The sequence below is a fragment of the Variovorax sp. Root411 genome (genome assembly GCF_001425205.1).
Lineage (GTDB): Bacteria > Pseudomonadota > Gammaproteobacteria > Burkholderiales > Burkholderiaceae_C > Variovorax.
This window is the reverse complement of the sequence record NZ_LMDW01000012.1, coordinates 637,561-661,489: the sequence shown is the minus strand read 5'-3', so window position 1 is coordinate 661,489 and position 23,929 is coordinate 637,561. Positions and strand designations below refer to the sequence as shown.

25 protein-coding genes and 2 pseudogenes are annotated in these 23,929 nt (G+C 67.7%); 16 read left to right on the top strand and 11 right to left on the bottom strand.

The annotated features are described in order from the left end of the window. Positions 1-7: 7 nt before the first annotated feature. The 3 genes from ASC92_RS13980 to ASC92_RS13970 all read right to left on the bottom strand — a co-directional run bounded on the left by ASC92_RS13980 (position 8) and on the right by ASC92_RS13970 (position 1,026). Entirely contained in the window at positions 8-373 is a 366-nt protein-coding gene (locus ASC92_RS13980) for a response regulator (RefSeq protein ID WP_056516249.1), read from the bottom strand. Continuing rightward, positions 373-771, bottom strand: a complete 399-nt coding sequence (locus ASC92_RS13975; protein ID WP_007838399.1) for a response regulator — start codon at positions 769-771, stop codon at positions 373-375. The genes ASC92_RS13980 and ASC92_RS13975 overlap by 1 nt, the downstream gene beginning before the upstream one ends. 84 nt (positions 772-855) lie before the next feature. Continuing rightward, positions 856-1,026: a rubredoxin gene (locus ASC92_RS13970; protein ID WP_007838397.1), complete on the bottom strand. Its 171-nt coding sequence runs from the start codon at positions 1,024-1,026 to the stop codon at positions 856-858. A 111-nt stretch (positions 1,027-1,137) separates the two neighbouring features. Here ASC92_RS13970 and thiD point away from each other — a divergent pair, with 111 nt between their 5' ends. The 3 genes from thiD to ASC92_RS29310 all read left to right on the top strand — a co-directional run bounded on the left by thiD (position 1,138) and on the right by ASC92_RS29310 (position 4,140). Beyond that, complete coding sequence (thiD, locus tag ASC92_RS13965) at positions 1,138-2,100, top strand: bifunctional hydroxymethylpyrimidine kinase/phosphomethylpyrimidine kinase (RefSeq protein ID WP_056516246.1); 963 nt, start codon at positions 1,138-1,140, stop codon at positions 2,098-2,100. Then, complete coding sequence (gene hemL, locus ASC92_RS13960; RefSeq protein WP_056516241.1) at positions 2,100-3,386, top strand: glutamate-1-semialdehyde 2,1-aminomutase; 1,287 nt, start codon at positions 2,100-2,102, stop codon at positions 3,384-3,386. Before thiD ends, hemL begins: the two co-directional genes overlap by 1 nt. A 232-nt stretch (positions 3,387-3,618) precedes the next feature. Further along, entirely contained in the window at positions 3,619-4,140 is a 522-nt protein-coding gene (locus ASC92_RS29310) for a TetR/AcrR family transcriptional regulator (protein ID WP_321164585.1), read from the top strand. On the opposite strand, the gene purH is transcribed toward ASC92_RS29310, so the two are convergent. Genes purH through dusB form a run of 3 tightly spaced genes read right to left on the bottom strand, consistent with a single transcriptional unit; the run spans position 4,037 to position 6,980 of the window. After that, positions 4,037-5,644: a bifunctional phosphoribosylaminoimidazolecarboxamide formyltransferase/IMP cyclohydrolase gene (gene purH / locus ASC92_RS13950; protein WP_056516237.1), complete on the bottom strand. Its 1,608-nt coding sequence runs from the start codon at positions 5,642-5,644 to the stop codon at positions 4,037-4,039. The genes ASC92_RS29310 and purH overlap by 104 nt on opposite strands. Positions 5,645-5,661: 17 nt before the next feature. Beyond that, positions 5,662-5,898 (bottom strand): Fis family transcriptional regulator, encoded by a 237-nt coding sequence (locus tag ASC92_RS13945; protein ID WP_007838304.1) that lies wholly within the window; start codon positions 5,896-5,898, stop codon positions 5,662-5,664. 17 nt (positions 5,899-5,915) lie between these two features. Beyond that, the gene (dusB, locus tag ASC92_RS13940) at positions 5,916-6,980 is read right to left on the bottom strand and encodes a tRNA dihydrouridine synthase DusB (protein WP_056516234.1); all 1,065 of its coding nucleotides are present in this window, start codon (positions 6,978-6,980) and stop codon (positions 5,916-5,918) included. Positions 6,981-7,155: 175 nt separating this feature from the next. On the opposite strand from dusB, the gene ASC92_RS13935 reads away from it, so the two are divergent. After that, the gene (locus ASC92_RS13935) at positions 7,156-7,620 is read left to right on the top strand and encodes a YqaA family protein (protein WP_056516233.1); all 465 of its coding nucleotides are present in this window, start codon (positions 7,156-7,158) and stop codon (positions 7,618-7,620) included. On the opposite strand, the gene ASC92_RS13930 is transcribed toward ASC92_RS13935, so the two are convergent. Continuing rightward, positions 7,621-8,295: a glutathione S-transferase gene (locus ASC92_RS13930; RefSeq protein WP_056516229.1), complete on the bottom strand. Its 675-nt coding sequence runs from the start codon at positions 8,293-8,295 to the stop codon at positions 7,621-7,623. Positions 8,296-8,475: 180 nt separating this feature from the next. Next, complete coding sequence (gene ychF / locus ASC92_RS13925; protein ID WP_056516224.1) at positions 8,476-9,567, bottom strand: redox-regulated ATPase YchF; 1,092 nt, start codon at positions 9,565-9,567, stop codon at positions 8,476-8,478. 208 nt (positions 9,568-9,775) lie between these two features. On the opposite strand from ychF, the gene ASC92_RS13920 reads away from it, so the two are divergent. The 6 genes from ASC92_RS13920 to rbsD all read left to right on the top strand — a co-directional run bounded on the left by ASC92_RS13920 (position 9,776) and on the right by rbsD (position 15,913). Then, positions 9,776-10,720: a sugar ABC transporter substrate-binding protein gene (locus ASC92_RS13920; protein ID WP_056516220.1), complete on the top strand. Its 945-nt coding sequence runs from the start codon at positions 9,776-9,778 to the stop codon at positions 10,718-10,720. 125 nt (positions 10,721-10,845) lie between these two features. Beyond that, complete coding sequence (locus ASC92_RS13915; RefSeq protein WP_056516217.1) at positions 10,846-12,441, top strand: sugar ABC transporter ATP-binding protein; 1,596 nt, start codon at positions 10,846-10,848, stop codon at positions 12,439-12,441. Further along, the gene (locus ASC92_RS13910) at positions 12,438-13,433 is read left to right on the top strand and encodes an ABC transporter permease (RefSeq protein ID WP_056516214.1); all 996 of its coding nucleotides are present in this window, start codon (positions 12,438-12,440) and stop codon (positions 13,431-13,433) included. Before ASC92_RS13915 ends, ASC92_RS13910 begins: the two co-directional genes overlap by 4 nt. A 31-nt stretch (positions 13,434-13,464) precedes the next feature. Next, positions 13,465-14,562 carry a LacI family DNA-binding transcriptional regulator gene (locus ASC92_RS13905; RefSeq protein WP_056516212.1) on the top strand — a complete coding sequence of 366 codons (1,098 nt, stop codon included), beginning with the start codon at positions 13,465-13,467 and terminating at the stop codon, positions 14,560-14,562. Then, complete coding sequence (rbsK, locus tag ASC92_RS13900) at positions 14,559-15,524, top strand: ribokinase (protein ID WP_056516209.1); 966 nt, start codon at positions 14,559-14,561, stop codon at positions 15,522-15,524. Before ASC92_RS13905 ends, rbsK begins: the two co-directional genes overlap by 4 nt. Next, on the top strand, positions 15,521-15,913 hold the full coding sequence (gene rbsD, locus ASC92_RS13895; protein ID WP_056516206.1) for a D-ribose pyranase: 393 nt from the start codon (positions 15,521-15,523) through the stop codon (positions 15,911-15,913). Before rbsK ends, rbsD begins: the two co-directional genes overlap by 4 nt. Before the next feature lie 10 nt (positions 15,914-15,923). Here rbsD and ASC92_RS13890 read toward each other — a convergent pair whose 3' ends face one another. Beyond that, on the bottom strand, positions 15,924-16,802 hold the full coding sequence (locus tag ASC92_RS13890; protein ID WP_056516203.1) for an MOSC domain-containing protein: 879 nt from the start codon (positions 16,800-16,802) through the stop codon (positions 15,924-15,926). A gap of 181 nt (positions 16,803-16,983) precedes the next feature. Here ASC92_RS13890 and ASC92_RS13885 point away from each other — a divergent pair, with 181 nt between their 5' ends. The 6 genes and pseudogenes from ASC92_RS13885 to ASC92_RS28045 all read left to right on the top strand — a co-directional run bounded on the left by ASC92_RS13885 (position 16,984) and on the right by ASC92_RS28045 (position 21,961). Beyond that, complete coding sequence (locus ASC92_RS13885; protein WP_056516200.1) at positions 16,984-18,120, top strand: FAD-dependent monooxygenase; 1,137 nt, start codon at positions 16,984-16,986, stop codon at positions 18,118-18,120. A gap of 39 nt (positions 18,121-18,159) precedes the next feature. After that, positions 18,160-18,882, top strand: coding sequence for a DsbC family protein (locus ASC92_RS13880; RefSeq protein ID WP_056516194.1), 723 nt, complete (start codon positions 18,160-18,162; stop codon positions 18,880-18,882). Continuing rightward, on the top strand, positions 18,882-20,708 hold the full coding sequence (locus tag ASC92_RS13875; protein ID WP_056516193.1) for a M61 family metallopeptidase: 1,827 nt from the start codon (positions 18,882-18,884) through the stop codon (positions 20,706-20,708). The genes ASC92_RS13880 and ASC92_RS13875 overlap by 1 nt, the downstream gene beginning before the upstream one ends. 81 nt (positions 20,709-20,789) lie before the next feature. Then, positions 20,790-21,130, top strand: a pseudogene (locus ASC92_RS28050) (enoyl-CoA hydratase-related protein); the annotation flags it as partial. 1 nt (position 21,131) lies between these two features. Next, positions 21,132-21,685 (top strand): annotated as a pseudogene (locus tag ASC92_RS13870) (enoyl-CoA hydratase-related protein); the annotation flags it as partial. A 27-nt stretch (positions 21,686-21,712) separates the two neighbouring features. Beyond that, positions 21,713-21,961 (top strand): enoyl-CoA hydratase-related protein, encoded by a 249-nt coding sequence (locus tag ASC92_RS28045; RefSeq protein WP_082519590.1) that lies wholly within the window; start codon positions 21,713-21,715, stop codon positions 21,959-21,961. A gap of 21 nt (positions 21,962-21,982) precedes the next feature. Here the strand turns inward: ASC92_RS28045 and ASC92_RS29070 are convergent, their stop codons facing one another. Next, positions 21,983-23,170, bottom strand: coding sequence for a hypothetical protein (locus ASC92_RS29070; protein ID WP_200935982.1), 1,188 nt, complete (start codon positions 23,168-23,170; stop codon positions 21,983-21,985). Next, positions 23,167-23,832 carry a sigma-70 family RNA polymerase sigma factor gene (locus tag ASC92_RS13860; protein WP_056516189.1) on the bottom strand — a complete coding sequence of 222 codons (666 nt, stop codon included), beginning with the start codon at positions 23,830-23,832 and terminating at the stop codon, positions 23,167-23,169. The genes ASC92_RS29070 and ASC92_RS13860 overlap by 4 nt, the downstream gene beginning before the upstream one ends. Positions 23,833-23,929 lie beyond the last annotated feature (97 nt).

The window sequence follows — 23,929 nt, the reverse complement described above, 5'->3', positions numbered from 1 at the left end:
CTTCCGCTCAGGCCAGCGCGCTGATCTTGGACATCAGGTCGGCCGCATCGACCGGCTTCACGATGTAGTCGCGTGCGCCCTGGCGCATGCCCCAGACGCGATCGGTTTCCTGGTTCTTGCTGGTGCACAGGATGATCGGGATGGCTGCGTACTTCGGGTCGCGGGCGATGGCGCGCGTGAGCTGGAAGCCGTTCTGGCCGGGCATCACGACGTCCATGAGGATCAGGTCGGGCTGCTCTTCCTCCAGGCGGCGCATGGCGTCGTCGGCGTTTTCGGCCGTCTTGACGGCAAAACCGTTCTTATGGAGGAGGTCGGTCAGGAACATCAGTTCCGTCTTGGAGTCGTCGACGACGAGGATTTTTCGAATGGGCATTACTGCGCTTCCTGTTGAACGATGCCAAACTGCTGCACGGCCTGCAGCAGCTGGTCTTTGGTGAAAGGCTTGGTCAGGTAGTCTTGCGAACCGACCATGCGGCCGCGGGCCTTGTCGAATACACCGTCTTTCGAGGACAGCATGACGACCGGAACGTTGGAAAAATTGGCGTTGCGCTTGATGATGGCGCAGGTCTGGTAGCCGTCGAGCCGCGGCATCAGGATGTCGCAGAAAATCAGATGCGGCTTGTGGTCATTGACCTTGGAGAGCGCGTCGAAACCGTCCTCCGCGAGAAGAACCTCGTGCCCACCCTGCTTCAAAAAAATCTCGGCACTGCGCCGGATGGTGTTGCTGTCGTCGATGACAAGCACCTTGTAACCTGATCCATTCGGGCCCATTGCAAACGCTCCTGCTCATGAGACTCGGAAGCCCGCCGCGCCGAACACCGACGCAGACCGCGTAGCTCTATCTATGCCATGCTTTCAGATTTCAACCATTTCGAAGTCTTCCTTGCGCGCACCGCACTCAGGACAGGTCCAGTTCATCGGCACATCGGCCCAGGCCGTGCCTGCCGCGATGCCGTCTTCCGGTACACCAACCGCTTCGTCATAGATCCACCCACAAATCAGGCACATCCAAGTTTTCGTATTCATCGGAGCTTAAAGTCCTTGTTCATTAAATGCAACGAGTGTATCTATGCGTATCTCACTGGCGGACGGTAAACGTCGCGCCTATGCCACCATCCAGGGGATTCCGCCCGGCTTATGACCATCTACTTACATTCCGCAGACAACACCCGCAAACCGGGCGATCTTAACGACCCCTCGCAGGACGACGAATCGATCGCCGAACGCGACCTGAATCCCCCCTGCGTGCTGGTGTTCAATGCCAGCGACCCAAGCGGGGCGGGCGGACTGGGCGCCGACGCCCTCGCCATGGCGTCGGTGGGCGCACACATCCTGCCCGTTGTCACAGGGGCCTACGCCAGGGACACGGCCGAGATTTTCGACCACTTTCCCTTCGATGAAGAGGCCATCGCCGAGCAGGCGCGCGCCATCCTGGAAGATGTGGAAGTCCAGTTGATCAAGGTGGGTTTTGCCGGCACCACCGAGGCCCTGAGCACCATCGCCGAGACCGCCGCCGACTATCCCGAGGTGCCCGTGGTGGCCTACATGCCCAACCTTTCGTGGTGGGACGAGAACCTGATCGAGCCCTATCTGGACGCTTTTCGGGAACTTGTTTTGCCTCAAACGACAGTGTTGGTAGGAAACCACAGTACGCTGTGGCGCTGGCTGCTTCCGGACTGGAACGGGGAGCGACCGCCCACTGCGCGCGACATTGCCAAGGCTGCCGGCGAGTTCGGCGTGCCCTACACCCTCGTGACCGGCCTGATGCTGCCCGAGCAGTTCATCGACAACGTGCTGGCCTCGCCGCAGTCGGTGCTCGCCAGCGAGAAGTACGAGCGGCTCGAAGCCGTCTTCGCCGGTGCGGGCGACACCCTGTCGGCCGCGCTGGCCGCCCTGCTGGCCAGCGGCACCGACCTCGTGGCCGCGACCAGCGAGGCGCTGGCCTATATGGACCGATGCCTCGACGCGGGCTTCCGCCCCGGCATGGGCCACGTGCTGCCCGACCGCCTGTTCTGGGCCGAGCCCGAGGACGATGATGACGACGACAACCCGGACGCCGAGCCGGACTTCGCCCTCCCACCCCACGACACTCGACACTGATGACTGACCGCAACGACATTCTTTTCGAGCGCGCCCGCGCCGTGATCCCCGGGGGCGTCAACTCGCCCGTGCGCGCCTTCAAGGCCGTAGGCGGCACGCCCCGCTTCATCCAGCGCGCCCAGGGCGCCTACTTCTGGGACGCCAACGACAAGCGCTACATCGACTACATCGGCTCCTGGGGCCCGATGATCCTGGGCCACGGGCACCCCGCCGTGGTCGAAGCAGTGCAGAAAGCCGTGCTCGAAGGCTTCTCCTACGGCGCACCGACCGAGCGCGAGATCGAACTGGCGGAGGCCATCCTCGCGCTGGTGCCGTCGATGGAAATGGTGCGGCTCGTGAGTTCGGGCACCGAGGCCGCCATGAGCGCGCTGCGCCTGGCGCGCGGCGCCACCGGCCGCAAGAGCATCGTCAAGTTCGAGGGCTGCTACCACGGCCATGCCGATGCGCTGCTGGTGAAGGCCGGCTCCGGCCTCGCCACCTTCGGCAACCCGACCTCGGCCGGCGTGCCGCCCGAGGTGGTGCAGCACACCATCGTGCTCGAGTACAACAACCTGCAGCAGCTCGAAGAAGCCTTCTCGCTGCACGGCAACGACATCGCCTGCCTGATGATCGAGGCCATCGCCGGCAACATGAACTTCGTGCGCGCCACGCCCGAGTTCGCCCAGCGCTGCCGCGAGTTGTGCACCAAGCACGGCGCGCTATTGATATTCGATGAAGTGATGACCGGCTTCCGCGTGGGCCTGCACGGCGCACAGGGCGTGCTCGGCATCAAGCCCGACCTCACGGTGCTCGGCAAGGTCATCGGCGGCGGCATGCCGCTTGCGGCCTTCGGTGGTCCGCGCGCGATCATGGAGCAGCTGGCGCCGCTGGGTCCGGTCTACCAGGCAGGCACGCTGTCGGGCAATCCGGTGGCCACGGCCTGCGGCCTCGCCACGCTGAAGGAGATCGCGAGGCCCGGCTTCTATGAAGCGCTCGGCAAGAAGACGCGCTCGCTGGTCGACGGCCTGAAGGCCGCAGCCGCGGCCGAGGGCCAGCCCTTCAATGCCGACAGCGAAGGCGGCATGTTCGGCTTCTTCCTCATGAATGACCTGCCGCAAAACTATGCCACCGTGATGACGACCGACAACGCGAAGTTCAACGCGCTGTTCCATGGTTTGCTGGACCGCGGCGTGTATATTGCCCCGGCACTCTACGAGGCCGGCTTCGTGAGCGCAGCCCACAGCGACGACGACATCGCCGCCACCATCGAAGCCGCGCGACAAATCTTCCGGACACCCTTGCCATGAACTCCCTGCGCGAGTTGCCAGCAGCTTGTAGTTGCTCTGAACGACCACGCCGATGGCGCGCTCGACATCGGCACCCAATTGCACCGTGGCCCCTTCGGGCGGCCAGACGATCTGCAGGGTCGCAGCGGACTCCTGGGCGAGCGCCGCACCTGTCCAGAAGGCTGCGGCGAACAGAAAAGCAAGACGGATGCGCATGAAAAACTCCAGCCGGAACGATGGATGAAAAAGTCGGATTGCCACGCGCTATCACCACGGCAACCTGCGCGAAGCGCTGATCGAGGCGGCCGTGGAGCTGATCGAACGCGACGGGCTCGACAAGCTCAGCGTGCGCGAAGCGGCCAAGCGCGCGGGCGTGTCGCCGGGCGCGCCCTTTCGCCACTTCGCCACCAAGACTGCGTTGCTGACGGCGGTGGCCGTACAGGCGACGCAGCGGCTGCGTGCGCATGTGCAAGAAGCCGTGGCGGCAGCGGCCGACGCATCGCCGCTGGTGCGCTTCGGCGCCATCGGCCATGCCTACATCGAATGGGCGCAGGCGCAGCGCAGGCCGGCAACGAAGAAGAAGCACCGGCCAAGAAAAAAGCCGGGCCGCGTATGCCAGCAAAACGCTAACGAACGGCCCGGCTCCGCACCGCTTCAGCAGCGGCGGAATTTCAGTGGCGGAAGTGGCGAACGCCCGACAACACCATCACCACGCCGCGCTCGTCGGCGGCATCGATCACCTCCTGGTCGCGCATCGAGCCGCCCGGCTGGATGACGCAGCTCGCACCGGCATCGACCACCACGTCGAGGCCGTCGCGGAACGGGAAGAAGGCGTCGCTGGCCACGGCCGTGTCCTTCAACGACAGGCCGGCGTGCTCGGCCTTGATGCTGGCGATGCGCGCCGAATCGAGGCGGCTCATCTGGCCCGCGCCCACGCCCATGGTCATGCCGTTGGCGCAGAACACGATCGCGTTGCTCTTGACGTACTTCGCGACCTTCCATGCGAACAGCAGGTCTTGCAGCTGCTGCGGCGTCGGCTGCTTCTTGCTGACCACCTTCAGGCCATCGATCGACAGTTCGTGGTTGTCGGCAGTCTGCATCAACAGGCCTGAGCCGATGCGCTTCACGTCCATTGCGTTGCGGCCGTTGTCCCAATCACTCGCGCCGCCCGGCGGCAGCGAGATCTTGAGGATGCGCACGTTCTGCCGGTTCTTGGTCGCCTGGAACAGTTCCAGCGCCTCGGGCGTGTAGTCGGGCGCCATCAGCACTTCGACGAACTGCTTGCTGATCTCTTGCGCCGTTGCGCCGTCGACCGGGCGGTTGAAGGCGATGATCCCGCCGAAGGCCGAAGTCGGATCGGTCTTGAAGGCCTTCGAGTAAGCCTCGGCCGCGTCCTTGCCGATGGCCACGCCGCAGGGGTTGGCGTGCTTCACGATCACGCAAGCGGGCACGTCGAAGCTCTTCACGCACTCCCACGCCGCATCGGCGTCGGCGATGTTGTTGTAGCTGAGTTCCTTGCCCTGCAGCTGCTTGGCCGACACGAGCGAACCGGGCGCCGGGTACAGGTCGCGGTAGAACGCGGCCTGCTGGTGCGGGTTCTCGCCGTAACGCAGGTCCTGCACCTTCACGAAGCGGCCGTTGCTTTGCGCCGGGAACAGCGAGCGCTTGGGCGCAGGCTGACCAATGCTGGCGTCGAAGTCGATAGCGGAGAGATAGTCGCTGATGGCGCCGTCGTAGTCGGCGATGCGGTTGAACGCGGCGACCGAGAACGCGAACTTGGTCTTGTCGCTGAGTTTGCCGCCGGCCTTCAGTTCGGCCAGCGCCACGGCGTACTGCGATGCGTCGGTCAGCACGCCCACGTCCTTCCAGTTCTTGGCCGCGCTGCGCACCATGGCCGGGCCGCCGATGTCGATGTTCTCGATCGCGTCTTCGAGCGTGCAGCCGGGCTTGGCCACGGTGGCTTCGAACGGGTACAGGTTGACCACCAGCAGGTCGATGGTGTCGATACCGTGTTCCTTGATGGCCGCCACGTGCGCGGGCAGGTCGCGGCGCGCAAGCAGGCCGCCGTGGATCTTCGGGTGCAGCGTCTTCACGCGGCCGTCGAGCATTTCAGGAAAGCCGGTGTGGTCGGCCACTTCGGTCACGGGCAGGCCGGCATCGGCCAGCAGCTTGGCGGTGCCGCCGGTGGACAGCAGCTTGATGCCCAGCGCATGCAGCGCCTGGGCGAATTCGAGAATGCCGGTCTTGTCGGAAACGGAGATGAGTGCGGTCTGGGCCATGGGGATATGCCGTGGAGTTATTTCAAAAGTTTGTGTTCGACCAGCTTCTTGCGAAGCGTGTTGCGATTCAGGCCCAGCCATTGCGCGGCTTTGGATTGGTTGCCTTCCGCGCGCGTCATGACGACGTCGAGCAGGGGTTTCTCGACCACGCGCACGAGCATCTCGTACATGCCGTCGGGTTCGGTGCCGCGCAGATCGCGAAAGTAGCTGTCCAGACTGGTGCGCACGCAGTCCTCGATATGTTTCTTGCTCATTGCTTCTTCTCTTTTTCTCAATCGACGGCGCAAGCCGCCTCCTCTTCACCCGACGACGCCTCTTCGTCCGCCAGGTGCTGCACGGGCATGCGGTCCATGCGATCCGCCAGCCCGTCGAAATAGCCGCCGACCGCGCGCAGCTGCTCGGCACAGTCCTCGATGGTGTTCATTCGTGCGCGGAACGCTTCGCCGTCGGGCAGCGTGCGCACGTACCAGCCGATGTGCTTGCGCGCCGTGCGCACACCACTGTAGTCGCCGTACAGCGCATAGTGCTCCACCAGATGGTCGAGCAGCAGGCGGCGCACTTCGGCCACCAGCGGCGGCGCGCGATGCGTGCCGGTCTCCAGGAAATGCGCGATCTCGCGGAAGATCCACGGCCGGCCCTGTGCGGCGCGGCCGATCATCACCGCGTCGGCGCCGGTCGCCGCAAGCACGTCGCGTGCCTTCTCCGGCGAACGAATGTCGCCGTTGGCCACCACCGGCACGCGCACCGCGGCCTTCACGGCCGCGATGGTGTCGTACTCGGCGGAACCCTTGTAGCCCTGCTCGCGCGTGCGGCCGTGCACCGTGAGCATCTGCACGCCGGCCGCTTCGAAATCGCGCGCGAGCTTCACCGCGTTGCGGTGCTCTTCGCTCCAGCCGGTGCGCATCTTGAGCGTGACCGGCACGTTGAAGGGCTGCGCGGCGTCGACCACGGCCTGAACGATTTCAAGCGCCAGCGGCTCGTCGCGCATCAGCGCCGACCCGGCCCACTTGTTGCAGACCTTCTTGGCCGGGCAGCCCATGTTGATGTCGATGATCTGCGCGCCGCGCTCGATGTTGTAGACCGTGGCCTCGGCCATCATGGCCGCGTCGGTGCCGGCGATCTGCACCGCGATGGGGCCGGGCTCGCCGTCGTGGTTCGCGCGGCGCGACGTCTTGAGCGTGCCCCAGAGTTCCTTGCGCGACGTGACCATCTCGCTGACCGCGTAGCCGGCGCCCAGTTCGCGGCACAGCATGCGGAAGGGCCGGTCCGTCACGCCGGCCATGGGCGCGACGAACAGGCGGTTTTCCAGCGTGTGGGTGCCGATCTGCAAGGTCATTTGGAAGAGGAGCGGTGCGCGTTCGGCTGCTGAAAAATGAGGCACGATTGTAGCCACGCCGCATTTCAGCGACTGAAACGATTTGCGGCCTGGGTCCCCGTGTAAACACCGGTGCATTCCGGGGCTTTCTCCCACGAGATTGCGAGACAGGCGCTGCCTATACTGCGCCGAACTTATGCAAGCGTGGCTCGACTCCCTCATGGCGCTGCTGGCGCTGCCGCAGTACGGTCTGTCGACCCTGTTCGTCGCAGCCTTCGTCTCGGCCACGCTGCTGCCGGTGGGCTCCGAGCCTTTTCTCTTCGGGCTGCTCAAGCTCAACCCCGACATGTTCTGGCCGGCCATCGCGGTGGCGACCATCGGCAACACGCTGGGGGGTGCAGTCGACTGGTGGATGGGCTACGGCGCGCACAAGGTGGCGGACAAATACTCGCACTCGAAACACCATGTGCGGGTTCTGGGCTGGCTGGAGCGGCTCGGCCCGAAGGCCTGCCTGCTCAGCTGGCTGCCGCTGGTGGGAGATCCGCTGTGCGCGGTGGCGGGCTGGCTCAAGCTGCCGTTCTGGCCATGCGTCGTCTACATGGCCATCGGGAAATTCCTGCGCTACATCACCATGACGGTGGCGCTGCTGCAGGTCTTCTGATCAGCTCAACAGCGCGTAGGGCCCGCCGCGCTCGAGCGCGCGCTTGTACGCGGGACGCGCGTGGATGCGCTCCAGGTACGACATCAGCTTCGGCCGCTTCGCATCGAGCCCGCCGCGCGCCTGCGAGGCTTCGACCACGAAGCTCATCTGGATGTCGGCGCCCGTAAAGGCATCGCCCGCGAACCACTCGCTCTTGCCGAGTTCGGCTTCCATGTAGTTCAGGTGGTTCGCGATGTTCGGGTTGATGAACGCCGACTTCGCCTTTGCCGCGATGGCCTTGGCGATGGGCTTCGCGAAGAAGGGCATCTTGCTCGTCTCGATACGGTCGAACACCAGCTTCAGAAGCAGCGGCGACATCGCCGTGCCTTCGGCGAAATGCAGCCAGTAGCGATAGCGCAGCGCTTCGGGCGAACCCGCCGCGGGCGCGAGGCGGCCATTGCCGTAGCGCTCGATGAGCGTCTCGATGATCGCGCCCGACTCCGCGAGCGTGAGTCCGTCCTGCGTCGTGACGACCGGGGATTTGCCCAGCGGATGGATGGCCCGCAGCAAAGCGGGCGCCAGACTGGTTTGCGGATCGCGCTGGTAGTGGACGATCTCGTAGGGCAGCTCGAGCTCTTCGAGCAGCCAGAGCACGCGCTGCGAGCGGGAGTTGTTGAGGTGATGGACGGTGACCATGGGGGCGGGCCTTGTGGAGGAAAGAGAGGGCGCGCGGAGTCTATCCAACAACATCCTCGAAAGCCCAGCGAGCCCTTTCGCGAGACACCGAGGAACCGGCTCCGCCGGGCCTCAGGTGTCGCCCCCGGCAGGGGGAAGGCGAAGCGACACGAAGTGCGCGCAGCCTGGGGGCGAGTCCTATTACGAGCTGAACAGGAAGTTCATCACGTCGCCATCCTTCACGACGTACTCCTTGCCTTCCGAACGCATCTTCCCCGCGTCCTTCGCGCCCTGCTCGCCCTTGAAGGCGATGTAGTCATCGAACGCGATGGTCTGGGCGCGGATGTAGCCCTTTTCGAAATCGCCGTGGATCACGCCGGCCGCCTGCGGGCCGGTGTCGCCGATGTGGATGGTCCAGGCGCGCACTTCCTTCACGCCGGCGGTGAAATACGTCTGCAGGCCCAGCAGCTTGAAGGCGGCGCGGATCAGGCGATTCAGGCCCGGCTCATCCTGGCCGATCTCGGCGAGGAACATCTTCTTGTCCTCGTCGTCCATCTCGGCCAGGTCGGCTTCGATCTTGGCGCAGATGGCGACCACGGGCGCGCCCTGCTTGGCGGCGTACTCGCGCAGGCGGTCGAGGTAGGGGTTGTTCTCGAAGCCGTCTTCCGCCACGTTGCCCACGAACATCGCGGGCTTGGCTGTGATCAGCGTGAAGCTCTTCACCAGTGGCTGCTCTTCCTTCGTGAACTCGAGCGCGCGCACGGGCGTGTTCTCGTTCAGCGCGGCCTGGCAGCGCTCGAGCAGGCCGACGAGCTTCTGCGCGTCCTTGTCGCCCGAACGGGCCACCTTGGTGTGGCGATGCAGCGCCTTCTCGACCGTGGCGAGGTCGGCCAGGCAGAGTTCGGTCTGGATCACTTCGATGTCGGAGATCGGGTCGACCTTGCCGGCCACGTGGATCACGTTCTCGTCGTCGAAGCAGCGCACCACGTTGACGGTGGCGTCGGTCTCTCGGATGTGCGCCAAAAACTTGTTGCCCAGGCCTTCGCCCGTGCTCGCACCGGCCACCAGGCCGGCGATGTCGACGAACTCGACGATGGCGGGCACGATGCGCTCGGGCTTGACGATCTCGCTCAGTTGCGCAAGCCGCGGATCGGGCACTTCCACCACGCCCACGTTGGGCTCGATGGTGCAGAACGGATAGTTCTCGGCCGCGATGCCGGCCTTGGTCAGCGCATTGAAAAGGGTGGATTTACCGACGTTGGGCAGGCCGACGATGCCGCATTGCAAACTCATGGGGGGTCCTCTTGGGTAACCGCGGATTTTAGGCGAGCGTGACTGCGGGCCGGTCCGGCAGGGCTTCGAGCCCTCGTTCCCCGCCCCAAAACATCAGGGTTAGCCCCGATTAGCAAACGTTTGCGCAAACGTTTCCCTCGGCTAACATCGGAGCCCCCGGCAAAGACCGGCGTACCGCTCTGATCAACCATCCCAGGAGACATTCACCATGAAGTTCACCCGCCGTACCCTGCAAAGCGCTGCCGCCCTCACGCTGCTGGGCGCCATTGCCGGAACGCCCGCCCTCGCACAGGACAAGCCCAAGGTCGCGCTGGTCATGAAGTCGCTGGCCAACGAATTCTTCCGCACCATGGAAGACGGCGCCAAGGCACACCAGAAGGCCCATGCCGCCCAATACACGCTGGTGGCCAACGGCATCAAGGACGAGACCGACACCGCCGCCCAGATCAAGATGGTCGAGCAGATGGTGGCGCAGAAGATCAACGCACTGGTCATCGCGCCGGCCGATTCGAAGGCGCTGGTGCCGGTGATCAAGGCGGCCATCGACAAGGGCATCCTGGTGGTCAACATCGACAACCAACTCGACGCGGCCGCGCTCAAGGAAAAGGGCATCCAGGTGCCGTTCGTCGGCCCCGACAACCGCGCCGGCGCCAAGCTGGTGGGCGATGCGCTCGCCAAGGAGCTGAAGGCCGGCGACAAGGTCGGCATCATCGAAGGCGTGTCGACCACCTTCAATGCACAGCAGCGCACGCTGGGCTATCAAGATGCCATGAAGGCCGCCGGCGCAACGGTGGTGGGCGTGCAGTCGGGCCAGTGGGAAATCGACAAGGGCAACACGGTGGCCGCCGGCATGATGCGCGAGCACCCCGACCTGAAGGCGCTGCTCGCGGGCAACGACAGCATGGCGCTGGGCGCCGTGGCCGCGGTCAAGGCCGCGGGCAAGACCGGCAAGGTGCTGGTGGTGGGCTACGACAACATCGGCGCCATCAAGCCGATGCTCAAGGACGGCCGCGTGCTCGCCACCGCCGACCAGTTCGCTGCCAAGCAGGCCGTGTTCGGCATCGAGACCGCGCTGAAGGCCATCGCCGACAAGAAGGCGCAATCGGCCATGCCTGCCGAAGTGAAGACCGACGTGGTGCTGGTCACGAAATAATGCTCGCCCCCAGGCTTCGCGCACTTCGTGTCGCGCGCGCCAACCCCCTACCGGGGGCAACACCAACGGCCCGGCGAAGCCGGTTCCGTGGTGTTTCTGGAATGAATGAATGAGGTTGCCCATCGATGGCTGACAACGATCGCAGTACGCCAGTGCTCTCGCTGAGCGCGCTCGGCAAGGACTATGCGGCGCCGGTGCTGGACGACGTCTCGCTCGTGCTCAACGCCGGCGAAGTGCTGGCCCTCACGGGCGAGAACGGCGCCGGCAAGAGCACGCTTTCCAAGATCGTCTGCGGCCTGGTGCAGCCCACGCGCGGCCGGATGCTGCTCGATGGCCAGCCCTTTGCGCCCGGCTCGCGGCGCGACGCCGAGCGGCTGGGCGTGCGCATGGTCATGCAGGAGCTCGGACTCGTCACCACGCTGTCGGTGGCCGAGAACCTGCTGCTCGACCGGCTGCCCAACAAGACCGGCTGGATTCGCCGCGGCAAGCTGCATGAGCTGGCGGCGCAGCAGTTGGCCAAGATCGGCATGCAGAACATCGACCCGGCCACGCCCGTCGCGCGGCTGGGCATCGGCCAGCAACAGATGGTCGAGATTGCGCGCAACCTGCAGGACGACACGCGCGTGCTGGTGCTCGACGAGCCTACCGCCATGCTCACGCCGCGCGAAACCGCGCACCTGTTCGAGCAGATCGACCTGCTGAAGGCGCGCGGCGTGGCCATCGTCTACGTGTCGCACCGTCTTGAAGAATTGCAACGCATCGCCGACCGCGTGGCGGTGCTGCGCGACGGCCGGCTGGTGGACGTGCGCGCCATGGCCGGCGTGCGCGAATCCGAACTGGTGCAGCGCATGGTCGGCCGCGCGGTGCACGAGCATGAAGGCCGCGACCGCCGCGTGGCAGGCCCGGTGCTGCTGAGCGCGCGCGGCATCGGCCGGGCGCAGGCCGTGCGCGACGTCGACATCGACCTGCGCGCGGGCGAAGTCATGGGCCTGGCCGGCCTGGTCGGCTCCGGCCGGACCGAACTGGTGCGCCTGCTGTTCGGCGCCGACCGCGCGGACCGCGGCGACATCTCCCTCTATGAACACGGCCAGCCCACGCAGCACGCGCGCAAGGGCTGGCGCTCGCCGATGCAGGCCATCCGCGCCGGCATCGGGCTGGTCACAGAAGACCGCAAGTCGCAAGGACTGCTGCTGCCGCAGTCGATCCGCGTCAACGCCACGCTGAGCGACCTCGGCGCCATCTCCCATGCCGGGTGGCTGCAGCGCGCCAAGGAGCGCGGCATTGCGCAGCGGCTGGTGGAGCTGCTGCGCATCCGCTCGCGCAGCATCGAACAACCGGTGGCCACGCTGAGCGGCGGCAACCAGCAGAAGGTGGTGTTCGCGCGCTGGCTGCACCGCGAATGCAAGGTGCTGCTGCTCGACGAACCCACGCGCGGCGTGGACGTGGGCGCGCGTGCCGACCTGTACGCCGAACTCGACCGCATGACCGACGCCGGCAAGGCACTGCTGATGGTGTCGAGCGACCTGCGCGAACTGATGGCCATGTGCGACCGCATCGGCGTGATGAGCGCGGGCCGGCTGGTCGCGGTGTTCGAGCGCGGCGAATGGAGCGAACAATCGCTGCTGGCCGCCGCATTCAGCGACGCAACCGGACGCGCCGCCACCCCGCCGACGGTTCCCCCCGTTTCCGATTCGACTCCGGTCACCGCCGACACACCATGAACGCTGCAGCCACCCCGAAAACCAACCCGCAGTCCTCACCGTCCGCGCTCAAGGGCCAGCTCGGCACCTACCTGGGCCTGACGGTCGTGCTCGTGGGCATGATCGCGCTGTTCGGCTCTCTCAGCGAATACTTCCTGACGCGCGAGACCTTCGTCTCGATCGCCAACGAAATCCCCGCCCTGGCCGTGATGGCCGTCGGCATGACCTTCGTGCTGATCATCGCGGGCATCGACCTGTCCGTCGGCTCCGTGCTGGCGCTGAGCGCCGCGGTCACGGCGGCCGCCATCCTCGAATGGAAGCTCTCGGTGCCGCTGGCCGCCGTGCTCGGCCTCGCGACCGGGCTCGTCTGCGGCACGGTCACCGGCGCGGTGTCGGTCGCCTGGCGGCTGCCGAGCTTCATCGTCTCGCTGGGCATGCTCGAAGCGGTGCGCGGCGGTGCCTACCTCGTGACCGATTCGCGCACGCAGTACGTGGGCGACGCCATCTCGGGCCTGGCCGCGCCGTGGATTGGCGGCATCTCGGCCGCCTTCGTGCTCGCGGTGGTGCTGGTGGTGGTCGCGCAGATGGTGCTCACGCGCACGGTGTTCGGACGCCACGTGGTGGGCATCGGCACCAACGAAGAAGCGATGCGCCTGGCGGGCGTGGACCCGCGCCCCATCCGCATCATCGTGTTCGCCGCCACTGGCCTGCTGGCCGGGCTCGCGGGCCTGATGCAGTCGGCGCGGCTCGAAGCTGCCGACCCGAACGCCGGCGTCGGCATCGAGCTGCAGGTGATCGCGGCCGTGGTCATCGGCGGCACCAGCCTCATGGGCGGGCGCGGCTCGGTGATCAACACCTTCTTCGGCGTGCTGATCATCGCCGTGCTCGAAGCCGGCCTTGCGCAGGTGGGCGCCAGCGAGCCGAGCAAACGCATCATCACCGGCGCCGTGATCGTGGTGGCCGTCATCATCGACACGCTGCGCCAGCGCCGCGCGGAACGACGCCTGGCCTGACGGCATCCCCCCACGAGGAACACAAAAAGCCATGGCCACCATCAAGGACGTCGCACTGAAGGCGGACGTTTCCGTCACCACCGTGTCGCACGTGGTCAACGACACGCGCCACGTGAGCGCCAAGGTGCGCGAGCGCGTGGAGCTCGCCATCCGCGAACTCGGCTACGTGCCCAACGCGATGGCGCGCAGCCTGAAGAGCAACACCACCTCGACGCTGGGCATGCTGATTCCGAACAGCTCGAACCCCTACTTCGCCGAGATCGTGCGCATCGTGGAAGACCGCTGCTTCGGCGCCGGCTACACGCTGGTGCTGTGCAACACCGACGACGAACCGCATCGCCAGAGCGTCTACCTGAAGGTGCTGGCCGAGCGCCGCATCGACGGGCTGATCGTGGTGTCGACCGGCGCAGGCACCGCCGACGACGATGCGCTGGCCAAGCAGCTGCACGGCCTGCGCGTGCCGACCGTGCTGGTCGACCGCGAGATCGACGACCCGGCCTGCGACCTGGTGGAAACCGCCCACATGCAGGGCGGCCTGCTCGCGGTGCGGCACCTGCTGTCGCTGGGCCACAAGCGCATCGCCTGCATCGGCGGGCCCGCGGGCGTGATGCCCAGCGAGCAGCGCATTGAAGGCTGGCGCATGGCGCTGGCCGAGACCGGCGCGACGCCCGACATCGCGAACGCCAACGCACTGCTGTGGCGCGGCGGCTTCACCAGCCAGGGCGGCTACGAGGCCATGCACGCCATCCTGCGCACCGAGCAGAAGCCCTCGGCCGTGTTCGTCTGCAACGACCTGATGGCCATCGGCGCGCTGCGCGCGGCGCATGAAAGCGGCGTGCGCGTGCCCGACGAACTCTCCATCGTCGGCTTCGACGACATCGAACTCTCCGCCTACACGAGCCCCCCGCTCACCACCGTGGCGCAGCCCAAGGAGCGCATCGGCGCACTGGCGGTCGACATGCTGCTCGAACGCGTCGGCGGCAAGCGGCGCGACGCGCGCAAGGTGGTGCTGCAGCCCGAACTGCGCGTGCGCGCCTCGACCGCGCGGCATGCGAGCTTCCGCGAGCCCGCCGCGCCCCTTGCGACCGAAACGCCTGCAACGCAAACCCGAAAGTCCCGCACCCCGTGAGCCCGAAGCCTTCTTCCAGCAGCCCCTCCCGGGCACCGCGCATCGTGGTGCTCGGCAGCCTCAACATGGACCTGGTGCTGCGCGTACCGCATGCGCCAGCCGCAGGCGAAACCCTGCTCGGCCATTCGATCGCCACCATTCCCGGCGGCAAGGGCGCCAACCAGGCGGTGAGCTGCGCGCGCGAAGGCGGGCAGGTGCAGATGATCGGCTGCATCGGCGACGACGCGCACGGCACGGCGCTGCGCAACGCGCTGCAGAACGACGGCATCGACACCGCCGCGCTGCGCACCGTGGCCGGCGAGCCTACCGGCACGGCGCTGATCCTCGTGGAAGACAGCGGGCAGAATCGCATCGTGATGATTCCCGGCGCCAACGCCCGGGTAGAGGTGGACGAAGCCGCGCTGAAACAGCAGGTGCAGGGCGCGGCCTTTCTCGTCACGCAGTTCGAGACGCCGATGGACCAGGTCGCGCGCGCCATCGCGGTGGCGCACGGCGCGGGCTGCAAGGTGCTGCTGAACCCGTCGCCGGTGCGGGCGATCGCCGAGCCGCTGTGGCCGCTGATCGACACGCTGGTGGTCAACGAGATCGAGGCGCAGACGCTGTGCGGCCAGTCCGCCGACAGCCCGCAGGAAGCGGCGCAGGCTGGCCAGGCGCTGCGTGCCAAGGGCATCGCGCGCGTGGTCGTCACGCTGGGTTCGCGCGGCGCTGTGGCCGTCGATGCCGACGGCGCGCGCCACCATCCTGCGCCGAAGGTGCAGGCGGTCGACACCACGGCCGCCGGCGACACCTTCCTGGGTGCGCTCGCGGTCGCACTGAGTGAAGGCCAGTCCTTCGACGAGGCCGTGCGCCTGGGCATCCGCGCCGCGGCGCTGTGCATCCAGCAGCCCGGCGCCCAGCCCTCCATCCCGCAGCGCGACGCCGTGCTGCGCAGCCCATTGCCGCCCCACTGGATCACGCTGTGAAACGAACTGCCCTGCTGCACGCCGAACTGTCCCAGGTGATCGCCTCGCTGGGCCATGGCGACATGCTCGTGCTCGGCGACGCCGGCCTGCCGATTCCCGACGGCCCGCGCCGCATCGACCTGGCCGTGGCGCGCGGCGTGCCGCTGCTCACCGACGTGCTGAACGCCGTGCTGTCGGAGATGCAGGTAGAGAGCATCGTGGTGGCCGACGAAGCGCTGGGCGATGCGAAGAAGCTGCCGGGCTGGTATCCCCAGTCGCTGGGCATCGCGCCGCAGACCGTGTCGCACGAGGAATTCAAGCGCCGCAGCGCAAAAGCCCGCGCCATCGTGCGCACGGGCGAATGCACCCCTTACGCCAACATCATCCTGATCGCCGGAGTGAAGTTCTGAGCGCTCGCGCTCACTCGAACCGATAGTTCGCGCCCACCGGCTGCCCCACCTTGAGCATGTGCTCCACGCCCTGGATCACGATGCAGTTCATGCCGAAGGTGATGCCGCCATCCACGCGCGCATCGGCGCGGTAGGTGCGCAGCGTGTCGCCGACCTCGGGGCTGCTGACGGCCGTGGCCGGGTCGATGTCCGGAATCGGGCAGCGCGTGCAGGGCTTGACGGGGCGCAGTTCGGCCTCGCCTTCGCCGGTCGTGACGTGCAGCGCGTCGACGCGGTCCTCGTCGTGCGATTCGATGCCCGCGAGCACGATGTTGGGGCGGAAGCGCTCGATGCCCACGGCGCCGTGGCCCTGTGCCGCGAGGCGTTCGTTGAGCTCGGCCAGCGAGCCCTCGCTCGCTACCAGCAGCGGGTAGCCGTCGGCGAACTGGTTCTCCGCCTCGACGCCCTCGGTCCACTTCATGCTCGACAGGCGCTTGTGCTCGGGGTCGAAGCGCACGAGCCGCAGGGCCAGCGGCTTGCCGGGCTCCGAGAGGAAGTCGCTGAACCACTGCGCCGCGATGTCGCCCATGTCGTAGGCGGCCACCTCGTCTTTCCACACGCGCACCCGCACCGGCTTCTCGACCCGGTCGAAGGCCAGGTGCAGCGCCAGCATGCCGGGGGCGCGCAGCACCACTTCCATCTGCTTCATCTGCGGCTTGATCAGAGCCATGCGCGGCAGCTGCCGCTGGGTGACGAATTCGCCCTGGGCATCGACCACCATCCAGGCCCGGTCGAACTCCAGCCCGGTCTCGGTCAGCAGCACTTCGGGCAACTCGACCCCGGCGCAGGACTTGACCGGATAGATGAACAGGCGCGCGATGGTGGCTTCGAGGTCGAAAGGCTGGGACACGGTGGGGTTCCTTGGAATGCGGCGGCAATTGTCCCGCAGCTTTCGGAACCGTCGCAGCCCCTGCCAGGGATACCGCGGAACCGGCTCCGCCGGGCCGCAGGTATCGCCCCGGCGGGGGGGAAGGCGAAGCGACACGAAGTGCGCGCAGCCTGGGGGCGTGCATAGTTCTTACAATCGTTCGATGGCCCTCCCTCCAGAAGTTTGCATTCGCGGCGCCGGCATCGTCGGCCGTACGCTGGCCCTGCTGCTCGCGCGCGAGCGGGTGCGCGTCGCACTGGTGGTGCCGCCGGCCACGCCGGGCAAGGAAGACATCCGCGACATCCGTGCGTATGCGCTCAACACCGCCTCGCGCACGCTGCTCGAATCGCTGCGCGCCTGGCCCGATCCGGCCCACGCCACGGCCGTGCGCGAAATGCTGGTGCATGGCGACGAAGGCGGCCGGGTTCAGTTCAGCGCCGCGCGCCAGAAGGTCGATGCGCTGGCCTGGATCGTCGACGTGCCCGCGCTCGAACAGCAACTGGCCGACGCGGTGCGCTTCCAGCCCCTGATCGAGGTCGTGGCCGAGCCCGTGACCGCGCCGCTAACCGTGGTGTGCGAAGGCAAGGCCAGCACCACGCGCGAAGCCCTCGGCGTGAGCTACGAGGTCACGCGCTACCCACAGCATGCGATCGCGGCGCGCATGGAGGCCGAGCAGTCGCACGACGGCATCGCGCGCCAGTGGTTCAACGACCGGGGCGAGGTGCTCGCACTGCTGCCGCTCGGCGGCACGCACGGCAAAACGGTCGCGCTGGTGTGGTCGGTCGACCAGCTGCGCGCGCCCGACCTGCTCGCACAGGGCAACGACGAATTCAACGCCGCCGTCACCGAAGCCAGCCACAACTCGCTCGGTGCGCTCAAGCTCACGAGCGAGCGCGGCGCCTGGCCGCTGGCCCGCGCCATCGCCGACCGCTGGACCGGCGCGATGCCGGGGCAGCCGAACCGTTCGTGGGCGCTGGCGGGCGACGCCGCCCACACGGTGCACCCGCTGGCCGGCCAGGGCCTGAACCTGGGCCTGGCCGACGCGGCCGAGCTGGCCGACGTGATCAAGAACCGCGACTACTGGCGCAGCGTGGGCGATGCCCGGCTGCTGCGCCGCTACGAGCGCGCCCGCCGTGCCGACGTGCTGCAGATGAGTCTCGCGACCGATGGATTGCAGCAACTTTTCTCGCACAACCTCGGCCCGCTTCCTGCATTGCGCAACTGGGGCATGCGCGGTTTCGACCGCACGCGCCTCGTCAAGCACTGGATCACGGCACAGGCCATGGGCCTGAAGGCCTGACGCCCCGCCCCCTTTTCGAACCGACCAACGGATCTCCCGATGACACTCGTACGCAACCTCCTTCTCGCCGCCTGCACGCTGGGCGCGGTCGTGGCCGCCACCGCCGGCGAAGCCGAGATCCGCAAGAACCTGCCGGCGCGCATTCCGCAGTTCCCAGCCATCGACGAGGTGTCGAAGTCGCCGATTCCGGGCGTCTACGAAGTGCGCGTGAACGGCGCGCAGATCTTCTACACCGACGAGCAGGGCAACTACCTGATCCAGGGCAACCTGATCGACGTGAAGTCGCGCAAGAACCTGACCGAAGAGCGCGTGGAAAAACTCAGCGCCGTCGCCTTCGACCAGCTGCCGCTGAAGGACTCGATCAAGATCGTGCGCGGCAACGGCAAGCGCAAGCTCGCGGTGTTCGAAGACCCGAACTGCGGCTACTGCAAGCGCTTCGAAAAAGACATGAAGACGGTCGACAACGTCACCGTGTACCTGTTCCTGTACCCGGTGCTCGGGCCTGACTCGAACGTCAAGTCGCGCGACATCTGGTGCAGCAAGGACAAGGGCAAGGCCTGGGGCGACTGGATGGAAGCCAGCGCCAAGCCCACCACCGCACCAGGCAACTGCGACGTGACCGCGCTGCAGCGCAACGTCGAGTTCGGCCGCAAGTACAACATCACCGGCACGCCCACGCTGATCTTCAGCGACGGCACCCGCACGCCCGGCGCCATTCCCGCAGAGCAGGTCGAGAAGCAACTCGCCGCTTCGTCCAGCTGATGGCGGCGAAGGCTCCCGCGCGGCGCGCCGCAGGCGTGCGCTATCGCGTCGAATGTGCGGATCTTCACGCACACCTCTTCGACATCGCGCTCACCATCGACGCTCCCGCGGCGCAGCAGCGCGTGTCGCTGCCGGTGTGGATTCCGGGCAGCTACCTGGTGCGCGAGTTCGCCAAGAACCTGCAGGGCCTGCGCGCCACTCAGGGCCGCCGCAAGCCGGTGCTCACGCAGCTCGACAAATGCAGCTGGCTGGTCGAATGCACGCCCGGGCAGCCACTGGTGCTGCACTACCGGGTCTGCGCCTACGACAACTCGGTGCGCACCGCCTGGCTCGATGCCGAGCGCGGCTTCTTCAACGGCACCAGCGTGTGCCTGCGGGTCGAAGGCCAGACCGAGGCGCCGCATGCGCTGGAGATCGTCGCGCCCACGCTGGCCGGCGATGCCGCACGCTGGTCGTGCGCGACTGCCCTCGTGCCGCTGAAGGCCGACAAGCACGGCTTCGGCAGCTACCAGGCCTCCGGCTACGACGAGCTGGCCGACAGCCCGGTCGAGATGGGCGCCTTCTGGAGCGCGGGATTCGAAGCCTGCGGCGTGCCGCATCGCTTCGTGATTGCCGGTGCCGCGGCCTCGTTCGATGGCGAGAAGCTCATCGCCGACACCAAGGCCATCTGCGAAGCCGAGATGCGCTTCTGGCACGGTGACAAGGTCGGCAAGCGCGGCGGGCCGAAGCCGCCGATCGACCGCTACGTGTTCATGCTCAACGCGGTCGACGACGGCTACGGCGGGCTCGAACACCGCCATTCGACCGCGCTGATCTGCAACCGCCGCGACCTGCCGCAGCGCGGCGAGAAGAAGAAGCAGCCCGACGGCTACACCACGCTGATGGGGCTCATCAGCCACGAGTACTTCCACACCTGGAACGTCAAGCGCATGCGGCCGGCCGAGTTCGCGCGCTACGACTACAGCCAGGAGAACTACACGCAGCTGCTGTGGTTTTTCGAGGGCTTCACCAGCTACTACGACGACCTGCTGCTGCGCCGCGCCGGGCGCATCGACGATGCGGCCTACCTGCGCCTGCTCAACAAGACCATCAACCAGGTCATGCAGACGCCCGGCCGGCTGGTGCAGCCGGTGGCCGACGCGAGCTTCGACGCCTGGGTCAAGTACTACCGACAGGACGAGCAGACGCCCAACAGCACGGTGAGCTACTACACCAAGGGCGCGCTGGTGGCGCTGTGCTTCGACCTCACCTTGCGCCATGAAGGCAAGGGCACGCTCGACGACGTGATGCGCCACCTGTGGACGCACAGCGGCGGCGGGCCGATCAGCGAGGCCGACGTTGCCGCCGCGCTCGAGGCCGTGAGCGGCCGTTCGTATGCGGCGGAGTTGGGGCGCTGGGTGCATTCGACCGAGGAACTGCCGCTCGCGCAATTGCTGCGCGCGCACGGCGTGGCCACGCTCGAAGACCCGTCGCAGCAGGCGCAGGCGCTGGGCCTGCGCGTGGCCGAGGCCAACGGCAGCGTGCAGGTGAAGGTGGTGCTGCGCGGCGGTGCGGCCGAGAAGGCCGGCTTTTCCGCGAACGACGAGTGGATCGGCATCGAGCTGCCCGCCGTCGGCAAGAAGAGCCAGCAGCGGCCGGCGCAGGCCTGGCGCATCGCCAAGCTCGACGACCTCGCGCTCTACCTGGGCGACGCAACGAAGTGCACGGCCATCGTGGCGCGCGACCGCAAGCTGATCAAGCTGCCGCTGGTGCTGCCGGCCGGCGTGACGACCTGGCGCCTGTTCTCGCACGACGCCGCCAAGGTGGCAGGCTGGTTGGCCGGCTGACTGCCCCTTCGTGAAACTGGGCCCCTTCGGGCCATGCTGGGTATAGTGAAGCGCGTTTTTTCCCCTTCCCCCGGAGACACCATGAGCTACGAAAACATCGAAGTGCGGACCGAAGCAGGCAAGGTCGGCATCATCACCCTCAACCGCCCGAAGGCCCTGAATGCGCTGAACGACGCGCTCATGACCGAGCTGGGCCAGGCCCTCAAGGCCTTCGATGCGGACGACGCCATCGGCTGCATCATCCTCACGGGCAGCGAGCGCGCCTTCGCGGCCGGCGCCGACATCGCGGCGATGGCCAAGTACAGCTTCATCGACACCTACAAAGGCGACTACATCACGCGCAACTGGGAAACCATCCGCTCGATCCGCAAGCCGGTGATCGGCGCGGTGGCCGGCTTTGCGCTGGGCGGCGGCTGCGAGCTNTGGCAAAGTACAGCTTCATCGACACTACAAGGGCGACTACATCACGCGCAACTGGGAAACCATCCGCTCGATCCGCAAGCCGGTGATCGGCGCGGTGGCCGGCTTTGCGCTGGGCGGCGGCTGCGAGCTGGCGATGATGTGCGACTTCATCATCGCGGCCGACAACGCGAAGTTCGGCCAGCCCGAAATCAAGATCGGCGTGATCCCCGGCGCCGGCGGCACGCAGCGCCTGCCGCGCGCGGTGGGCAAGAGCAAGGCCATGGACATGGTGCTCACCGCCCGCATGATGGACGCCGCGGAAGCCGAGCGCGCCGGTCTCGTGAGCCGCGTGGTGCCGTTCGAGAAGCTCGCCGACGAGGCGCTGGGCGCGGCGCTGATCATCTGCGGCTACTCGCAGGTCTCGGTGATGGCGGCCAAGGAATCGGTCAACCGCGCCTTCGAGAGCGGGCTGAGCGACGGCGTGATGTTCGAGCGCCGGCTGTTCCACGCGCTGTTCGCCACGGCCGACCAGAAGGAAGGCATGGACGCCTTCCTCAACAAGCGCGCACCGGACTNCCGCGGAAGCCGAGCGCGCCGGTCTCGTGAGCCGCGTGGTGCCGTTCGAGAAGCTCGCCGACGAGGCGCTGGGCGCGGCGCTGATCATCTGCGGCTACCCGCAGGTCTCGGTGATGGCGGCCAAGGAATCGGTCAACCGCGCCTTCGAGAGCGGGCTGAGCGACGGCGTGATGTTCGAGCGCCGGCTGTTCCACGCGCTGTTCGCCACGGCCGACCAGAAGGAAGGCATGGACGCCTTCCTCAACAAGCGCGCACCGGACTACAAGAACGCCTGATCGCCCGACCGGGCCTCCGGCTCAGCGCGCCAGCAGCGCGCGCAGCGCATCGAGCGCCTGCGTCGGCGGCGTGCCGACTAGCGCGGTGCCGCCGGGGTGCGGCGTCCAGCGCACCTGGTCGCCCGCGATCTCGAGCACGGCGATGAGCGTGTCGCCGCGATAGAGCGACAGTCGCGCCTCCACCGGGGCGTCGAACGGTGCATCGGGTGTGGTGGCCGACCGCGCCACCGTGCCCACCAGGGCAGGCAAGCCTTCGACGTCGCCCCGCGCGCGCCGCGTGCCGGCGCCCGAGCTGAACGAAGTCCAGCGCTCCAGCGCGGAGAAAGACGGCGGCGCGTCGACTCGAGACGCCGCTGCCTTGGCCGCGCGCGGCGACGCGTCCTGCAACGCGCCGGAGGCTTGCCCGCTGGCACCGCTCTGGCTGGCAAGCGCCGAGGCGTCCTGCGACTGGCGGGAGAGCGGGGCGGCGGCCGGCGGCGATGCAACGGATGGCGCGGGCGCGGCCGGTGCGGGGGCGTAGGCGCGCCGGCGTTCGCTTTCCATGCGCTCTTCGCGACGCTCGTCCTGCGCGGGGACCTGTGCGGCCTGCTCGGCGACGACGGCGGGAGGCGCCGGCGAAACGGGCGTGGGCGCGGGCGCCGCCTCCCTGCGCGATGGCTGGGCGCGTACCGCTTCCTTGGCAGGCGCCGCGTCGCGCGACACCTTGGCGCGCTGTTCGGCAGCAGGCGCGGCCGGTGCCGGCGGGGCTTGCTTCGCCGCGGCAGGCGGCGGCGCGGGTTCAGGTGCGGCAGCCGTCGCGGGTGCAGGCGCTGCAGGAGCCGCGGGTGCTTCGGCCGCGGGCGCGGCGGCCCCGCCGACACGCGCCTCCCCGTCGAGCCGCGCATCGGGCACCGGTTCGCTGCGCCACAGCAGGGTGACGAACGCGGCCACCAGCACCGTCGCGAAGGCCGCGTTCCACGGCATGCGCGGATGCGGCTCTGCGCCACTGCCGAACAGGCGGCGCCACCACGGCCGAGCGCTCGCGGTGTTGGCGGCCGTGCCCGCAGTCGACACCGGCGCAGGAGCCAGGTTGTGCGCCATCTTCAGGATCGCGTCGCGCGTGCGCGGATCGGGCGTTGCCTCGCTGTCGGGCGCATGGTCCAGCGCGCGGCGCAGCGCCGGGTCGCGCAGGTCGCCGTCGTCGTCGAACTCGTTGTGGTTGCCGCTCATGCCCGTTGCTCCAGCACCGACAGGTAGCGTTCCATGCAGGCGCGCAGCTTCTGCAGGCCGTAGCGCAGGCGGCTGCGCACGGTCTCGAATCCAATCTCCAGGCTCGCGGCCAGCGCCTCGACGGTCAGGCCGTCTTCGTGGTGCAGCAGGAACGCGGCGCGCTGCTCGGCCGGCAGCTCGTCGAGGCAGGCCAGCAGGCGGCGGCCCGCGGCGCGCCAGAACGCAAGCTCTTCGGCCGACGGATGCGCGGCCGCATCGACAGCGCCGCGCACGCCGCGGTCGAGCGTGGGGACGGGATCGCTGTCGTCGTCCGCGTGCGCATCGAGCGCCACTTCGCGCCCGCTCACGCGCAGCCGGTCCATCGCGAGGTTGTGCGCGATGGTGAAGGCCCAGGTGCGCCACGCCGCGCCCTGCGGCGAGAAGCTCTCGCGCGCCGAGATGATCCGCACCCAGGTGTCCTGGAACACCTCGTCGGCCTGCGCCGCCAGCCGCGCACCCAGCAGCCGCTTGACGAAGCGGAACAGCCCGCCCTCGTGGCGCGCGTAGAGCACGTCGAACGCGGCGGCGTCGCCCTGCGCGTAGGCCAGCATCAACTGGTCGTCGGGCATGGCCTGGCGCTCGGGGGCGTTCTTGGCGGAAGGGGCGCGGGGAAGCGCGGACATCGGCGGATTTTCACCCGAGCTTGTACGGGCGGCGAAGCGCTGCGGGGTTCGGCACGGCAAAAAACTCACGCGGGCCTAACCCCGGCGGCGGCGGCCG

Excerpts from the sequence above, each read along its gene's own strand:
- ASC92_RS13935 (WP_056516233.1), top strand. The coding sequence starts at position 7,156 with ATGCAAGCGTGGCTCGACTCCCTCATGGCGCTGCTGGCGCTGCCGCAG.
- ASC92_RS13930 (WP_056516229.1), bottom strand. The coding sequence starts at position 8,295 with ATGGTCACCGTCCATCACCTCAACAACTCCCGCTCGCAGCGCGTGCTC.
- hemL (WP_056516241.1), top strand. The coding sequence starts at position 2,100 with ATGACTGACCGCAACGACATTCTTTTCGAGCGCGCCCGCGCCGTGATC.
- ASC92_RS13915 (WP_056516217.1), top strand. The coding sequence starts at position 10,846 with ATGGCTGACAACGATCGCAGTACGCCAGTGCTCTCGCTGAGCGCGCTC.
- ASC92_RS13970 (WP_007838397.1), bottom strand. The coding sequence starts at position 1,026 with ATGAATACGAAAACTTGGATGTGCCTGATTTGTGGGTGGATCTATGAC.
- ASC92_RS13920 (WP_056516220.1), top strand. The coding sequence starts at position 9,776 with ATGAAGTTCACCCGCCGTACCCTGCAAAGCGCTGCCGCCCTCACGCTG.
- ASC92_RS13880 (WP_056516194.1), top strand. The coding sequence starts at position 18,160 with ATGACACTCGTACGCAACCTCCTTCTCGCCGCCTGCACGCTGGGCGCG.
- ASC92_RS13910 (WP_056516214.1), top strand. The coding sequence starts at position 12,438 with ATGAACGCTGCAGCCACCCCGAAAACCAACCCGCAGTCCTCACCGTCC.
- ASC92_RS13875 (WP_056516193.1), top strand. The coding sequence starts at position 18,882 with ATGGCGGCGAAGGCTCCCGCGCGGCGCGCCGCAGGCGTGCGCTATCGC.
- dusB (WP_056516234.1), bottom strand. The coding sequence starts at position 6,980 with ATGACCTTGCAGATCGGCACCCACACGCTGGAAAACCGCCTGTTCGTC.
- ASC92_RS13885 (WP_056516200.1), top strand. The coding sequence starts at position 16,984 with ATGGCCCTCCCTCCAGAAGTTTGCATTCGCGGCGCCGGCATCGTCGGC.
- ASC92_RS13945 (WP_007838304.1), bottom strand. The coding sequence starts at position 5,898 with ATGAGCAAGAAACATATCGAGGACTGCGTGCGCACCAGTCTGGACAGC.
- ASC92_RS13980 (WP_056516249.1), bottom strand. The coding sequence starts at position 373 with ATGCCCATTCGAAAAATCCTCGTCGTCGACGACTCCAAGACGGAACTG.
- ASC92_RS13905 (WP_056516212.1), top strand. The coding sequence starts at position 13,465 with ATGGCCACCATCAAGGACGTCGCACTGAAGGCGGACGTTTCCGTCACC.
- thiD (WP_056516246.1), top strand. The coding sequence starts at position 1,138 with ATGACCATCTACTTACATTCCGCAGACAACACCCGCAAACCGGGCGAT.
- ASC92_RS29070 (WP_200935982.1), bottom strand. The coding sequence starts at position 23,170 with ATGAGCGGCAACCACAACGAGTTCGACGACGACGGCGACCTGCGCGAC.
- ychF (WP_056516224.1), bottom strand. The coding sequence starts at position 9,567 with ATGAGTTTGCAATGCGGCATCGTCGGCCTGCCCAACGTCGGTAAATCC.
- purH (WP_056516237.1), bottom strand. The coding sequence starts at position 5,644 with ATGGCCCAGACCGCACTCATCTCCGTTTCCGACAAGACCGGCATTCTC.
- ASC92_RS13975 (WP_007838399.1), bottom strand. The coding sequence starts at position 771 with ATGGGCCCGAATGGATCAGGTTACAAGGTGCTTGTCATCGACGACAGC.
- ASC92_RS13860 (WP_056516189.1), bottom strand. The coding sequence starts at position 23,832 with ATGTCCGCGCTTCCCCGCGCCCCTTCCGCCAAGAACGCCCCCGAGCGC.